The following is a 14,648-nucleotide window of genomic DNA, read 5'->3' on the forward strand; positions in this document are numbered from 1 at the left end:
GAAGGGGAACTTAGGTGGGGAATATAGGGTTCGTGACACTCTTTGTCACGCCGATTACAACATTTTAATGGAACACCTTCCTACCCCCGTGCCACACAAGTATGACTTTTCGCGGCTAGCATGACTGCGCTTGGTTTTGCATGGAAAGTTTTGCATGGCTTATTAATGCTCTGCAAAAAACATCAACTAATGGAAATAAGTTAGTAAGCGCGACTTTGGTGGGCGTCATCACTGCGTGATGATAACCATGGCTCTGGCAAGGAGTGGTTCAGAGGGTTGCAGACTAAGACATTAGATAATGAGGTCCACCCTATGCATGGCATTTCCCCCTATTATGGTTCTTCACCTGCCACCTTCAACGGCTTGCCCGGTATTATAGGCAGGTTCGGCGAAAGCTTCGCGTTTCCGAAAGGTGACATACCTTCCTGGCAAAAACTTGAAACGTATAAGACTTTTTCCGAGTCGGTCGCGAGAGATACCCAAAGCGGTGTATTCACAGCGCACGGGAAGGCATTACTGGAAGCAGCCACCTCTCCAGATACAGCGAAGCAACCTCGCGTTAGTGCTTACAGTTTCAACGTGGGGCCTTATAAGGCCAAGGATAGTTTCATTGTCAAACGCGAACCGATCGTGCCGGGCGCCGTGAATTTCGTATTGTGGATGCCGGAGAAGGACTTTAAATCAAGTTATGAGTTTAACAGTTATGAGGCCATCGACGATTTTCTGAAAAACTTACCAAAAAAGCCTGACGCCTTTAACGCATTTCTTGCCCATTTTGGAGACAAGAAAGCGTCTTCCCCTGTCAGGACCGCTTTACAGGAACGGGCATCCGCACCTGAAGGCAGTGTACCCAAAATGCTGATGGGGCCAGGCAAGCAGATCGTAGGGAATGTGTTCGAGCACTTGGATCGAACCCGTGAAAACCCCACGACAATTATTTTTGTCAATGGCCTTGTTAATCAGCAGCTGGAATCGGTCGTTGCAGGCAGGCCGACCTTTAGCGGCGTGCGGCCCGATGGAGAGAAAGTGGTCTATCGGTACGACTTTCACGGCAACTTGCTGGGTTCGGGTGACAAGGGGAATTTTTACTTCCTTAGAAATGGCGCCCATAGTCAATTGCCACTGGTTCCCATCACATTGCCACAACTAAGAGAGCTCGTCTTCAGGGGCAATGGTGACCTGAACTCTGTGGTCAACGCCTTCGCCAATTTTCTAGAAAGTCCATTTTCCGGGGTCTCAACGCTGCTACAAGCGCTTGGAGTCGACAAAGCAACTGCCGATACCGTCGAACGCGGCCTGGATAACCCCGTCAATGCCGTGTTGCTTTTCTTGAATAAGAACAACGATATCGGCAGGGTATTCGGTCTGCCAAAAAGTGAAATGAACGCGATACTTACCAACTTTGCTACTGCCGCTCAGGGGTTTGTGCCTGGCTATGGTACTTACAGATCTGTCGCCGCCGTGCTGGCGAAGATATTAAAACAACAACCTGTGACACAAGAAGAGGCCAGGGAAGCCGCCCATGGGTTAGGTGTAAAAGCCGATATAAAACTATAACTCGGCAACCAACAAACCCGCCCACACTGGCGACTGTGGGCGGGGTATGACTACCGACTAATACGCCCCGACACAAAATGGCTCACGTCATTAAACCCCGGCGTAGACGAATGCCCTGGCGTCACCAGCGAGTCAATAAACGCCTCATCTTCTGCCGTGATCTTCACCCCCAGCGCCCCGGTATACGCATCCCACTGCGCCTCGGTACGCGGCCCGACAATCGCCGAACTGACCGCGGAGTTGTTCAGCACCCAGGCAATTGCAAACTCGACCATTCCCACACTCCGTCCTTGGGTGTATTGCTGAATCTGCTGGGCAATGCGCAATGACTCCACCCGCCATTCGGTTTCCAGGATGCGCTTGTCCTGGCGCGCCGCACGGCTGCCGGCTTCGGGTGTCACGTCGGGGGCGTATTTGCCACTGAGTACGCCACGGGCCAGTGGGCTGTAAGGCACCACGCCCAAGCCATAGGCGGCTGCAGCGGTAAGTTGCTCGACCTCGGCCTGGCGGTTGACGATGTTGTACAGCGGCTGGCTGATGATCGGCTGGTCGACCCCCAGACGCTCGGCCACGCGAATCACTTCGGCGATACGCCAACCACGGTAGTTGGACAGGCCCCAATAGCGGATCTTGCCTTGGCGGATCAGGTCGCCAATCGCCGACACGGTGACTTCCAGCGGCGTGTCGTGGTCCTCGCGGTGCAGGTAATAAATGTCCAGGTAGTCGGTGTCCAGGCGCTTCAGGCTGGCTTCCAGTGCATTGAACATGCGCTTGCGGCTCAAGCCGCTGCGGTTGGGCAGGCCGTCCACCGGGCCAAAGCCGACTTTGGTGGCCAGCACCCAATCCGAACGGTGGCGGGCAATGGCCTCGCCGACGATTTCCTCGGAGCGCCCACCGGTGTAGACGTCGGCCGTGTCAATGAAATTGATGCCCTGGTCCCAGGCCTTGTCGATGATGCGCAGCGAGTCCTCCGTGTTGGTCTGCTCGCCAAACATCATGGTGCCCAGGGTTAGTGCGCTGACCTTCAACCCGGACTGGCCCAATGTGCGGTAAATCATGCAAAGCTCCTCATGGCAGGGAAACGTTATCCATGCAATACCAGACTCGGCGGCTCTGGAACAAGCCCTGCGCGCGTTTCTTCATGCACTCAGCAAGGTCTGGCAGCGCTGCTGTAAAAAACCATGCAGCACTTTCACCCGTTCCGACACTTGCAGGCGATGTGGGCACATCAGGTTGAACGGCGTGGGCTCGCCTTGCCAGTCGGGCAGCAGCGGCACCAACCGCCCAGCCTTGATATCGCCGGCAATATCCAGGTTGGCCTTATAGGCGATGCCGTGGCCTGCCAGCGCCCAGCGCCGCACGATTTCACCGTCATCGCTCAGGTAATCACCCGACACCTCGACCTCCTGCAGCAAGGCGCCTTGGCGAAAGTACCAGGTGCTGTTTGCCTGCCCACGGCGCATGTAGCGCAATGTACTGTGCTGCGCCAGGTCGGCTGGCGTGCGCGGTGTGCCATGGCGCGCCAGGTAGTCGGGGCTGGCGCAGGGGATACGATGGTGGCCGGGTACCACGGGCAGCGCCACCAGGCTGGAATCCCTCGGCACACCAAAGCGCAGGGCAATGTCGACGGTGTCGCGGAACAGATCCGCGTTACTGTCGTTGAGCAGTAGCTGCAGGCGGATCGTCGGGTGCGCAAGCTTGAACTCATCCAGCCAGCCGAGCAGTACATTGCGGCCGAAGTCCGAAGGTGCTGCCAGTTGCAATAACCCACTCAAGCTCTGGCCTTGTTGCTTGATCGCCTGCTCGCCTTCGGCCAGCGCTTCGAGGGCTACGCGCACGCTGTCGAGGTAGCGCCGGCCTTCTTCGGTCAGGCGCATGCTACGCGTCGAGCGGGCGAGCAAGCGGATGCCCAGCCGGGTTTCCAGGCGCTTGAGCGCAATACTTGCCGCCGCCGGGGTGAGGTTGAGGCTGCGCGCCGCCGCCGACAGGCTGCCGGTGTCGGCGGTGCGCACGAACACTTCAAGGTCCAGGGTCGAGCTCATTTGTAAAAATCCTTTAAAGATCTTGTCGTTTTACCGGGATTTTTCGCCGATTGCCAAGCTGAGAAGATCAACGCTCACTTTTTTAGCCAGGTAGTAACCCCATGACATCTTCCCTCAGCGGTAAAACCGTTATCGTGATCGGCGGCAGCAGCGGCATCGGTGCCGCCGTGGCCAAGGCCGCCAGCGCCCGTGGTGCACACGTGGTGCTGGCCGGGCGGCGTTTGACCTCGGGTGTCGAAAACGCTGTGCGCAGCGAACCGGTCGACGTCACCGACAGCGCCTCCTTGCAGCGTTTGTTCGAGACGGTCGGGCGTTTTGACCACTTGGTGTTTACCTCCGGCCCGTCAGTGCGGGCAAAACCGCTGGTCGAGACCGATCTGGACGAGGCCCAGGACAATTTCAGCGTGAAACTCTGGGGCGCATTGCGCGCGATTCAGCAAGCGCTGCCATTTTTGGCAGAACACGGCAGCATCAGCCTGACCTCGGGCCAACTGGGCCGTAAGTTGATGGCAGGGCAGTTCATCAAGACGGGTATCAATGCTGCGACTGAAGCGCTGGGCAAGCAGCTCGCAAAAGAGTTGGCACCACGGCGCGTCAATGTGATCAGCCCAGGTGTGATCGACACGCCGGCATATGCGGGGTTGGCAGAAGAGCAACGCCTGGCGATGTTCGCCAAGGCCGGCACGGCGTTGCCAGTGGGGCGAGTCGGGCAGGCGGATGAAGTGGCGGCGGGTTATGTACTGGCCATGGAAAATGGCTTTGTCACCGGCGCGGTAATTGATATCGACGGCGGAGGCCTGCTGTAAACACTGAGCAAAAGTGTAGGGGCTGGTTCGCAAAGGGCGCAGGCAGTGCAAAAAAGGTATGGCGGCACAGGCCGCCATGCCAGCCTAGTCGCAAGTCAACGCGTTGAGGCTCGGGTTTCCAGGCAGAACCTGAACGTCGCGCCATGCCCTGGGCGCTCCACCAGTTCGATACTGCGCCCATGCAGTTGCAGAATGCGGTGCACGATGCGCAAGCCCAGGCCGCCATCGCGGCGCGCGCCGCCGATGGTGAAGGCGCGCAGGAACAAGCCTTCGCGCAATTGGGCATCGATTCCGGGGCCGCTGTCGCTGACCATGACCGCTACGGCACCGGCCTCGGGCGCCAGGATCACCTCGACTTCTCCATTCACCGGCGTATGGCGCAACGCGTTGTCCAGCAGGTTGGTGAGCACCCGTTCGATCAGGCCCAGGTCGGCCATCACCGTCGGCACCTGGGGCGGCAGGGTGGCGATGAGGGTGATGGCGCGGGCTTCAGCGGTCAGTTCGAATTTCTGAAAGATATCTTGCACCAGGTCCGGCAGCGAGAAGCCTTCTATCACCGGCTGCACAAAACCGTGCTCCAGGCGCACCAGTTCCAGCAGGGACTGGGCCAGGCCGCCGACTTTACGGCTCTGGTCCAGCGCAATGCCCAGGTAGCGCCGGCGTTCTTCGGGGCTCAGGCTCGCATCCTTGAGCGACAGGGTTTCCAGGTAGCCATGCAACGACGCCAATGGCGTGCGCAGGTCGTGGGAAATATTGGCGACCATCTCCCGACGTTCCTGGTCTTGATGGGTGATGGCGCGCCATTGCTCGCCCAAACGGTTTTCCATCTGCACGAAGGCGTGGTCGAGCACGGCGATTTCATCGCCGCTGTTGAGTTCGGGAACAGCCGTTTCGGCGGCTTTCGGCGCGCCGTTAATGTCGAACTGGCCGACCTTGTCGGTCAGTTGGCGCAGTGGCCGGGTGATCCAGGCAAAGGCGATCAGGCCCGCCATCAGGCAGAGCAGGGCAACCAGGCCGATGGACCACAGGGCGATCTTCAAGGCCATGCCGGTGGCGTCCTTGGCGTCGTACACATCATGGGCTTCGCCCAGCAGCACCACATACAGAAAGCCGGTTTGCTGGCCGTTGGCCTTGAGCGGCGCAGCACTGAATACTTTGCGCCCGTCGACGCTGCGCGGGTCATCGCCAAGGATCGGCAGCATGGCCCCGCTGAGAAAGCGCCGAACCGGCGCGAGGTCCACATGGTCACGCAGCAAATGCCCGCTGGGTGCGGCGTTACCCACCACACGGCCGTCAATATCGAGCAGGTACACCTCGACACTCGGGTTAACCAGCATCAGTTGGTTGAACAGGTTGCGCACGGCATCGGGCTTGAGGCCGTCGGCGTCCATCAGTTGGGTATCGCGGGCAATGTGCGTCGCCAGGTCGCGGGACAGGCCTTGCACCACTTCCAGTTCATGCATGTGGTTGGAACGCACCTGCAGCCAGGCCGACGTGCCGCTGCAGATCACCAGCAACACGGCAAACACCACCGACAGGCGTTGGGTCAGGGTCAGCTTCATGCGGCGCTCTCGGCGAATTTGTAGCCACGGCCCCACACCGTGAGGATGCGCGCCGGGTTGGCCGGGTCGACCTCGACCTTGGCGCGCAGCCGGTTGATATGGGTGTTCACGGTGTGCTCGTAGCCCTCGTGGCTGTAGCCCCACACGGCGTTGAGCAGGTCCATGCGCGAGAAGACTTTACCCGGCTGACGGGCAAAGAAGTACAGCAGGTCAAATTCGCGCGGCGTGAGGTCCAGGCGCTGGCCTTGCAGGGTGGCGTCACGGGTCAGCGGGTTGATGAACAACGCGCCCAGCTCAAGGCTGCCGGCGTCCATCTTCAGGTTGCGCGCCATCGCGTCCACCCGGCGCAACAGTGCCTTGACCCGCGCCACCAACTCCGGCATCGAGAACGGCTTGGCCAAATAGTCGTCAGCACCCAACTCCAGGCCAAGGATGCGGTGCAGTTCACTTGAGCGCGCGCTGGTGATGATGATCGGTGTGTAGCGCGCCATGGCACGGGCACGGCGGCAGATCTCCAGGCCGTCGACGCCGGGCAGCATCAGGTCGAGGATCAGTGCATCCCAGCCACCTTGTTCGAGCAGGCCCAGGCCTTCGGTGCCATCGGCGCTGTGCACCACCTCGAACTGCTCGTCGCGCAGGTGCAGGCAGATCAAGTCGGCAATATGGGCATCGTCCTCGACCACCAGGACGCGTTTGGTCTGATCCATATAAGAAAACCTTCGCTTGTAGTCCGCGCATTGTGCGGCTTTTGCCACAGTGTAGTTATCACGAATTGTTTAACTCTGCGTGAGGATTTCGCGACCGCCCAAGGCTCAGGATGGCGACATTGTTGCTGCGGATGGGTTTTATGTGGCGAGCGGGCTTGCCCCGCGTTGGGCTGCGTAGCGGCCCCAAAAAAGCGGGAGCGCTGCGCACTCCAACGCGGGGCAAGCCCGCTCGCCACAGTTGCACACGCGCCATGAATGCCTATGGGTTGAGGAGAATCGTATGTACTCACGTCGACAAATGCTGCTGGCCGGTGGTGGCCTGGGTGTCGCCGTCCTGGCCGGTGGCCTGCTGAAACAGCTCAACATGATCAGCGAAGTCGAAGCTGCCGAGACCTTTGAGGTCAGCCATACCGAGGCCCAGTGGCGCAGTTTGCTGACAGCTGAGCAATTTGACGTGCTGCGCGAGGAGGGCACCGAACGCCCTTACAGCAGCACACTCAATGATGAACACCGTGCCGGCGCCTTTGCCTGCGCCGGTTGCGCATTGCCGCTGTTCTCCTCGACCACCAAGTTTGACAGCCACACCGGTTGGCCAAGCTTCTGGCAGCCGCTGGACAACGCGGTCGCCAGCCACGTCGACACCTCTTATGGCGTGGTACGCAAGGAAATTCATTGTCGCCGTTGCGGTGGCCACCAAGGGCACGTTTTTGACGATGGCCCGGCGCCCACAGGCCTGCGTTACTGCATGAATGGCGTCGCCATGACGTTCACGGCGGCTTAAGCCGATGTCCATTTTTAATTCGTATAAGGGTCGATTCCATGTGGCTGCTGGTTCTCGCGTATCTGGGCGGCGTGCTGACAATTGTCAGCCCGTGCATCCTGCCTGTTCTGCCTTTTGTCTTCGCTCGCACCGGGCAGCCGTTTATGCGCAGTGGCTTGCCGCTGTTAGCGGGGATGGCGGTGACGTTCGCCCTGGTGGCCTCACTGGCTGCGGTGGGCGGCGGCTGGGTGGTGCAAGTCAATCAATACGGGCGTTGGCTCGCGTTGCTGTGCGTTGCCCTGTTCGGGCTCACGCTGTTGCTGCCGAAACTCTCGGAGCGACTGACGCGGCCATTGGTGGCCGCCGGCAGTCGTTTGTCGGAGGCCGCCGGGGCCGATGCCAAACCGCGTCCGGGTGCGTCGTTCCTGATCGGCGTGGCCACCGGTTTGCTCTGGGCGCCTTGCGCCGGGCCAATCCTGGGGCTGGTGCTGACCGGCGCCGCGCTGCAAGGGGCCAGCATCGGCACTACCTTGCTCTTGCTGGCCTACGCCGCCGGGGCTGCCACCTCCCTGGCCTTGGCCTTGCTGGTCGGCGGTAAAGTCTTTGGCTTGATGAAAAAATCCCTGGGCGCCGGCGAATGGCTGCGCCGTGGCCTGGGTGCGCTGATGCTGGCCGGTGTGGCCGCCATCGCCTTGGGCCTGGACACGGGCGTGTTGTCGCGCTTGTCGACCGCCTCTACCGGTGGCCTTGAACAAAGCCTGGTCGACACACTGAGCGCCAAACCTGCACAGAAGAGCGGGGCGATGATGGCCGGTGGCGCCATGATGGCGGCGGCCAACCACAGCGACACACTGCCTATCGAAGGCACGCTGCCGCCGCTGGAGGGCGCGGTGCAATGGCTCAACAGCCCGCCGCTGACCGCCGAAGCACTCAAGGGCAAAGTGGTGCTGGTGGATTTCTGGACCTACTCCTGCATTAACTGCCTGCGCACCTTGCCTTACGTCAAAGCCTGGGCCGAGAAATACAAAGACCAGGGCTTGGTAGTGATCGGCGTACACGCCCCGGAGTTTGCCTTTGAACGCGACGTGAACAACGTCACCAAGGCGATGAAAGACCTGGGCATCACCTACCCGGTGGCGATCGACAACAACTACAAGATCTGGCGCGCCTTCAACAACCAATACTGGCCGGCGCATTACTTTGCCGATGCCAAGGGCCAGATTCGTTATCACCACTTCGGTGAAGGCGACTACGCCGAGTCGGAGCGGGTGATTCAGCAACTGTTGCGTGAGGCCGGCGCGACCAACGTCGCCGGTGGTTTGATCGAGGCCGATGCCAAGGGTGTGCAGCAAGCGCCGGACATGAACGAGGTGCAATCGCCGGAAACCTACCTGGGCTTCCAGCGTGCGGAAAACTTCGTCACCACCGGCGCGTTGGGCACCGACAAAGTGGTGAATTACCCGGCGGCCGGCCACCTGGCCCTGAACAACTGGACCCTGGAAGGCCCATGGAATGTCGGCGGCCAACAAGCCACCCTCGACCAGGCCGGTGGGCGTGTGGTTTACCGCTTTCATGCCCGTGACCTGCACCTGGTGCTGGGGCCTGGCGCCGATGGCAAGCCGGTGCGCTTCAAGGTGACGATTGATGGCCAGGCGCCCGGCGATGCTCATGGTACTGACGTGGCGCCGGATGGCAGTGGCACGGTGACCGAGCAACGCCTGTACCAGCTGGTGCGTCAACCAGCCGGGGTTAAGGACCGCACGTTCAGCATCGAATTTCTCGACCCGCATGTGTCGGCGTATGCCTTCACTTTCGGTTGAAGTGAAAACCTGATCCATGTGGGAGCTGGCTTGTCGGGTCGCCGCATCGCTGCGATAGCGGTGTACCTGCCGACGATGATGTTGGATCTGCCGGTGCCATCGCAGGCAAGCCAGCTCCCACACTTGACCGCGTACTGGAGTGAGTTCTATGAAGCTTCTCAAGATTTTACCCGCACTGGCCTTCGCCGCTTTCGTCGGCCAAAGCTCGGCGTTCTCCTTCGGTGGCGCCGAAGAGGCTGTGATGATCGCGCCGCCGGCCATGGACCTGCCGGCCGAGCCCGGCAACCTGCAAACCGCGGTGTTCGCCGGGGGTTGCTTCTGGGGTGTCCAAGGCGTGTTCCAGCATGTGCAAGGCGTCAAAAACGCCGTGTCCGGCTATGACGGCGGCGCTGCAAACACGGCCCAGTACGAGTCGGTCAGCGACGGCGATACCGGCCACGCCGAATCGGTGTCGGTGACTTACGATCCGAGCAAAGTCAGCTACGGCAAGCTGTTGCAGATCTACTTCTCGGTGGCCCACAACCCCACTGAACTGAACCGCCAAGGTCCGGACAGCGGCACCCAGTACCGTTCGGAAATCTTTGCGCAAAATGCCGAACAGCAAAAAGTCGCACAGGCCTATATCGCCCAGTTGGACGCCGCCAAAGCGTTCGACAAGCCGATCGTGACCAAGGTCGAGATGGGCAAGACGTTCTACCCGGCGGAGTCCTATCACCAGGATTTTCTGACCGAGAACCCGTCTTACCCGTACATCGTGATCAATGATTTGCCCAAGGTGGCGCAGCTCAAGAAACTGTTCCCCGACCAATACCGTGCCGTGCCGGTATTAGTCAAAAACCAATAACCACCCGGACTGATCGTTCCCACGCTCTGCGTGGGAATGCAGCCCAGGACGCTCCGCGTCCCAAGACGTGACGCAGAGCGTCACAAGAGGCATTCCCACGCGGAGCGTGGGAACGATCGTCTTCAGGATTTGGCCTTGGCCAGGTACGGCGCCAGCCGGCGGCCCATTTCTTCACCTAGCGCTTGCAACCCGCTCAGGGGGCGCACCATCACTTCAAACTCGACGATCTGCCCCTGTTCATTGAAGCGAATCATATCGATACCCTTGAGCTGTTTTTCACCCACGCGCGCGCTGAACTCCAGCACCACGTTAAGCCCATCGGCACTCGCCAGTTCACGGTGATAGGCGAAGTCTTCGAACACCTTGATCACCGTGTTGAGGATCATCGACACCACCGGCGCGCCGGGGTAGGGCGTATGGGCCATGGGCGAGCGGAACACCGCGTCAGGTGCGAGCAGTTCGGGCAGGGCGTTGAGGTCGCGTGCGGCCAGCATGGCGTGCCAGCGTTGCAGGCTGTGGGCGGCGGCGGGGTTCAGGTGGAGTTCGGACATGGGCTGTACCTGTTCTTATGTTGGGAAGGTCGTTCACCTGCCCAACATAAGAGCGGCACTCAAGCAGGGTCAATCACCCGAATTGACAGATAAGTAACCCGAATGCACTCACACCACTTCCAGGTACGAGCTGTGAATCGCCCGCGCCAGTTCGCGCACGGTGTCGATAAAGTCCGTGAGCCGGCTGTGCAAGCCGTCCTCCAGGATTTCATCGATGCCGGTATAACGCAGCCGCGCTTCGAACTCGGCCGCCAGGCGTTGAGCCTCGCGCCCGTAACTGCCGGGCAGGTCGGCGAGGATATGGCTCAACTCCTCGATGCACGCGTGCAGTGAGCGCGGTACATCACTGCGCAACAGCAGCAACTCCGAGACCGAGCGCGCATTCAGCGCATTCGGGTACAGCTCGGTGTAAGCCTCAAATGACGACAACGCACGGAGCAGGGCGCTCCACTGGTAATAGCCGCGTGCCGAAAGGTCGCTGACTTCCTCCGATTCCTCGCCGAACATTTCATACCGCGCGTCCAGCAGACGCAAGGTGTTGTCCGCACGCTCGACAAAGGTGCCCAGGCGAATAAACCGGTAGGCGTCATTGCGCATGATGGTGCCGGAGGTGGCCCCGCGAAACAGGTGCGAGCGCTGTTTGACCCAGTCACAAAAGTGGCTGATGCCATGGCGCGCCAGGCCGCCGGCGGCGATGCTGCGCATTTCCAGCCAGGTGGCGTTGAGGTTTTCCCACATGTCGGCGGTAATGCGCCCGCGCACGGCGTGGGCATTGCCACGGGCGGCGCGCAGGCAGTTGTAGATGCTGGCCGGGTTTTCTTCGTCGAGGGCGAAGAAGTGCAGCATGCGTTCGGCGTCCAGTTGTTTATGACGTTCGAGGTAGCTGTCCAGTGTGCCGCTGCTGAGCAGCGACATGGCCAACTCATCCAGCCCGTCACTGCGCCCGGCCTGGGGCATCAACGACAGCGAATAACTGACTTCCAGCATGCGCGCCAGGTTCTCGGCACGTTCCAGGTAACGGGACATCCAGTACAGATCTGCGGCGGTTCTACTCAACATACTCAGCCCTCCACCACCCAGGTGTCCTTGGTTCCGCCGCCTTGCGACGAGTTGACGATCAACGAGCCTTCCTTCAACGCTACACGGGTCAGCCCGCCAGGCACCAGGCGGGTTTCCTTGCCCGAGAGCACAAACGGGCGCAGGTCGATGTGCCGTGGCGCGATGCCGTTTTCGACGAAGGTGGGGCAGGTGGACAGGCTCAGCGTCGGCTGGGCGATGTAGGCGTGAGGGCGCGCCTTGATGCGTTGGCGGAAGTCTTCGATTTCGGCAGCCGTTGAAGCCGGGCCAACCAGCATGCCGTAGCCGCCGGAGCCTTGGGTTTCCTTGACCACCAGTTCCGGCAAATGCGCCAGCACATGGGACAGTTCATCCGGTTTGCGGCACTGGAAGGTCGGTACGTTTTGCAGCACCGGTTCTTCGTCCAGATAGAAGCGGATCATTTCCGGCACGTAAGGGTAGATGGACTTATCATCGGCCACGCCGGTGCCGATGGCGTTGGCCAGTACCACATTGCCGGCGCAGTAAGCGGCGACCAGGCCGGGCACGCCAAGCATGGAGTCCGGGTTGAAGGCATGGGGGTCAAGGAATGCGTCGTCGATACGCCGGTAGATCACGTCCACTGGTTTAGGGCCGTCGGTGGTGCGCATGAACACTTTAAGGTCGTGCACGAACAGGTCGGCGCCTTCCACCAGCTCCACGCCCATTTCCCGGGCCAGGAACGCATGCTCGAAGAACGCGCTGTTAAAACGCCCCGGCGTCAGCACCACCACATTGGGGTTGTCGAGCCGGCTCGAGCTTTTCAGGGTCTTGAGCAGCAGGTTGGGGTAGTGGTCCACCGGCGCGATGCGCTGCTTGGCGAACACTTCCGGGAACAGGCGCATCATCATCTTGCGGTCTTCGAGCATGTAGCTCACGCCGCTGGGGGTGCGCAGGTTGTCTTCAAGCACGTAGTAGGTGCCGTCGCCGTCGCGTACCAGGTCCACGCCGGAAATATGTGAGTAGATGTCACGGTGCAGGTCCAGCCCGACCATCGCCTTTTGATAACCCTCGTTGCCCAGCACCTGGTCCGCCGGGATGATCCCGGCCTTGATGATGCGCTGGTCGTGATAGATATCGGCAAGGAACATGTTCAACGCATTGACGCGCTGGATGCAGCCGCGTTCGATCATGGCCCATTCACTGGCGGGGATGCTGCGCGGGATGATATCGAAGGGGATCAAGCGCTCGGTGTCTTGTTCGTCGCCGTAGAGGGTGAAGGTGATCCCGGCGCGGTGGAAGAGCAAATCGGCTTCGCGACGCCGTTGGGCCAACAGTTCCGGCGGCGTATTGGCCAGCCAGCGGGAGAAGTCCTGATAGTGCGCACGGCAGGCGCCGTTTGCGTCATTCATTTCATCAAAGAAAGATCGAGCCATTCCAGTACCTTGTCAGTGCCCAGGGTTGCCTTGGGTGGCACTGCCGCTTAAAAAAACGCATATTTTTATGAGCCTGTGGCTGAGGGTGCCAACGGGCCTGGTCCTTACTTTCTTATGGGGTCGGCTCTGGGTCGGGGGGTAACGAATGCTCCTGTATCCGGGCAGATGAATGCATTAAGCAATGCTTGTGCCGGAACGGTGTTCAAGGCAGTGATTCACTTGTGGCGAGCGAGCTTTTGTGGCGAGCGAGCTTGCTCGCGCTGGAGTGCGCAGCGCTCCCGCTTTTATTGGGGCCGCTACGTAGCCCAGCGCGAGCAAGCTCGCTCGCCACAAAAGCGTGGTGCCACTAAAAGCCGCTCACTACAAGGGTGCAGCGAATGCGCCAAATTGGTGCATGAACAAACTTGAACTTCATCCAGCCCCGATTCTTCTAACAAGGCTCGTCACCTTGTGGAGCACCGCCGTGCCCAGAATCATCTCTCCCAACACACCGGCAGCCGCCCTGGATGATCACAACGAGCACAATGCCAAGATTTTCGGCTCACCCAAAGACCGCCTCGATTTCTATCGCCGCGAGATCCAGTACGAAACCAGCATCCTGGCCAACCGTACCGGCGCCTATCTCTCGGCACAGTCGTTCCTGGTGATCGCCTTTGTCTCCGGCATGGGTAACCTGAACCCGGAGTGGGGCAAGTTTTTTACCTTGGTTGTGCCCGCGTTTCTGGCCTTCCTCGGCATTCTTAGCTCATTGAATGCCTGGCCAGGTATTCGCGCCGCCTACGAAATTATCGACCACTGGCACTACAAGCAGAGCGAGCTGCTGCGCAGTGAGCCGGTGATGGGCATGGCCTACGATGATTCGCCGCTGTTCTGCGAGACTGAATCGTCCCACAAGGGCTATCGCAAGTCGCTGCTGTTCTCCATGCGTGCACCGTGGCTGTTTATGGTGTTCTGGGTGCTGCTGGGTGCCTATGCGTTTTATATCCAGGTGGATAACCCGGTCTCTTAAGCAATTTGAACTTCGTGGCGCTGCGCACACCCTTAACTCTACGCAGGCTGCGTTTTACTCAAGAGGTGACCTATGAACACCAGCAACGACCCCCAAACCGGCAACCGTAACGACCCGGCCATCGATGGCGGCGAGCCGGCGCCCGGCACCGCTGCCGATGCGCCAAAAGACCCGAAACCTGCCAGCGACCCCAAAGCCCGGGAAAACGACTACAGTCCAGACTTCAAGCCCACGCGCGAGCCCAAGCCTGAAACCGATGCCGATATCGACACCCAAGGTGGTTAGAGGAGAAGGTGATGTCCCAGGAACTCGATGACGATGAAGAACTCAATGACCCGGGCAATGAAGACCCAGGTTCATTGATGGATGATGCAGAAGTACCGCTCAACGACCTCGATGATGCAGCGGATGTAGGCAACACCGAAAGTCAGGATTGAGCGTTCGCCTTGGCTCGTCGTTCATACCACGCCAGCTTTGGCTGAGTGCTCAGGTCATGAACGACGGCCCAGCAACTCGGTG

At 60.1% G+C, this 14,648-nt stretch carries 15 protein-coding genes; 8 read left to right on the plus strand and 7 right to left on the minus strand.

Going from position 1 to position 14,648, the window contains the following annotated elements:
• The first annotated feature begins 312 nt into the window (after positions 1-312).
• Positions 313-1,557, plus strand: a complete 1,245-nt coding sequence (locus tag ACQY47_RS29095) for a hypothetical protein (protein ID WP_428554187.1) — start codon at positions 313-315, stop codon at positions 1,555-1,557.
• A 50-nt stretch (positions 1,558-1,607) separates the two neighbouring features.
• Here the strand turns inward: ACQY47_RS29095 and ACQY47_RS29100 are convergent, their stop codons facing one another.
• Together ACQY47_RS29100 and ACQY47_RS29105 are read right to left on the minus strand one after the other, a co-directional pair.
• Positions 1,608-2,615, minus strand: coding sequence for an aldo/keto reductase (locus ACQY47_RS29100; RefSeq protein ID WP_428554190.1), 1,008 nt, complete (start codon positions 2,613-2,615; stop codon positions 1,608-1,610).
• An 81-nt stretch (positions 2,616-2,696) separates the two neighbouring features.
• Positions 2,697-3,599, minus strand: a complete 903-nt coding sequence (locus ACQY47_RS29105) for a LysR family transcriptional regulator (protein ID WP_236461599.1) — start codon at positions 3,597-3,599, stop codon at positions 2,697-2,699.
• A 101-nt stretch (positions 3,600-3,700) separates the two neighbouring features.
• Here ACQY47_RS29105 and ACQY47_RS29110 point away from each other — a divergent pair, with 101 nt between their 5' ends.
• Positions 3,701-4,405, plus strand: a complete 705-nt coding sequence (locus ACQY47_RS29110) for an SDR family oxidoreductase (protein WP_170038339.1) — start codon at positions 3,701-3,703, stop codon at positions 4,403-4,405.
• Between the two features lie 95 nt (positions 4,406-4,500).
• Here ACQY47_RS29110 and ACQY47_RS29115 read toward each other — a convergent pair whose 3' ends face one another.
• Both ACQY47_RS29115 and ACQY47_RS29120 read right to left on the minus strand, forming a co-directional pair.
• Positions 4,501-5,967: a sensor histidine kinase gene (locus ACQY47_RS29115; RefSeq protein WP_428554195.1), complete on the minus strand. Its 1,467-nt coding sequence runs from the start codon at positions 5,965-5,967 to the stop codon at positions 4,501-4,503.
• Positions 5,964-6,674: a response regulator transcription factor gene (locus ACQY47_RS29120; protein WP_428554198.1), complete on the minus strand. Its 711-nt coding sequence runs from the start codon at positions 6,672-6,674 to the stop codon at positions 5,964-5,966. The genes ACQY47_RS29115 and ACQY47_RS29120 overlap by 4 nt, the downstream gene beginning before the upstream one ends.
• A 280-nt stretch (positions 6,675-6,954) precedes the next feature.
• On the opposite strand from ACQY47_RS29120, the gene msrB reads away from it, so the two are divergent.
• From msrB to msrA, 3 genes are all read left to right on the plus strand, one after another.
• The gene (gene msrB / locus ACQY47_RS29125) at positions 6,955-7,455 is read left to right on the plus strand and encodes a peptide-methionine (R)-S-oxide reductase MsrB (RefSeq protein ID WP_428554201.1); all 501 of its coding nucleotides are present in this window, start codon (positions 6,955-6,957) and stop codon (positions 7,453-7,455) included.
• Positions 7,456-7,493: 38 nt separating this feature from the next.
• On the plus strand, positions 7,494-9,254 hold the full coding sequence (locus ACQY47_RS29130) for a cytochrome c biogenesis protein DipZ (protein ID WP_428554204.1): 1,761 nt from the start codon (positions 7,494-7,496) through the stop codon (positions 9,252-9,254).
• Between the two features lie 148 nt (positions 9,255-9,402).
• Positions 9,403-10,098 (plus strand): peptide-methionine (S)-S-oxide reductase MsrA, encoded by a 696-nt coding sequence (gene msrA / locus ACQY47_RS29135; RefSeq protein WP_428554207.1) that lies wholly within the window; start codon positions 9,403-9,405, stop codon positions 10,096-10,098.
• A gap of 122 nt (positions 10,099-10,220) precedes the next feature.
• Here the strand turns inward: msrA and ACQY47_RS29140 are convergent, their stop codons facing one another.
• From ACQY47_RS29140 to ACQY47_RS29150, 3 genes are all read right to left on the minus strand, one after another.
• Positions 10,221-10,649 (minus strand): nuclear transport factor 2 family protein, encoded by a 429-nt coding sequence (locus ACQY47_RS29140; RefSeq protein ID WP_099549850.1) that lies wholly within the window; start codon positions 10,647-10,649, stop codon positions 10,221-10,223.
• Between the two features lie 108 nt (positions 10,650-10,757).
• Positions 10,758-11,708 carry an alpha-E domain-containing protein gene (locus ACQY47_RS29145; RefSeq protein WP_017135519.1) on the minus strand — a complete coding sequence of 317 codons (951 nt, stop codon included), beginning with the start codon at positions 11,706-11,708 and terminating at the stop codon, positions 10,758-10,760.
• Between the two features lie 2 nt (positions 11,709-11,710).
• Positions 11,711-13,120: a circularly permuted type 2 ATP-grasp protein gene (locus ACQY47_RS29150; protein ID WP_017135520.1), complete on the minus strand. Its 1,410-nt coding sequence runs from the start codon at positions 13,118-13,120 to the stop codon at positions 11,711-11,713.
• Positions 13,121-13,583: 463 nt separating this feature from the next.
• Here ACQY47_RS29150 and ACQY47_RS29155 point away from each other — a divergent pair, with 463 nt between their 5' ends.
• From ACQY47_RS29155 to ACQY47_RS29165, 3 genes are all read left to right on the plus strand, one after another.
• Positions 13,584-14,129 (plus strand): hypothetical protein, encoded by a 546-nt coding sequence (locus ACQY47_RS29155; RefSeq protein WP_428554212.1) that lies wholly within the window; start codon positions 13,584-13,586, stop codon positions 14,127-14,129.
• A gap of 72 nt (positions 14,130-14,201) precedes the next feature.
• Positions 14,202-14,414 carry a hypothetical protein gene (locus tag ACQY47_RS29160; RefSeq protein WP_017135522.1) on the plus strand — a complete coding sequence of 71 codons (213 nt, stop codon included), beginning with the start codon at positions 14,202-14,204 and terminating at the stop codon, positions 14,412-14,414.
• A gap of 11 nt (positions 14,415-14,425) precedes the next feature.
• Positions 14,426-14,566 (plus strand): hypothetical protein, encoded by a 141-nt coding sequence (locus ACQY47_RS29165; RefSeq protein ID WP_017135523.1) that lies wholly within the window; start codon positions 14,426-14,428, stop codon positions 14,564-14,566.
• Positions 14,567-14,648 lie beyond the last annotated feature (82 nt).

It is taken from the genome of Pseudomonas edaphica (genome assembly GCF_965277385.1).
GTDB lineage: Bacteria > Pseudomonadota > Gammaproteobacteria > Pseudomonadales > Pseudomonadaceae > Aquipseudomonas > Aquipseudomonas edaphica.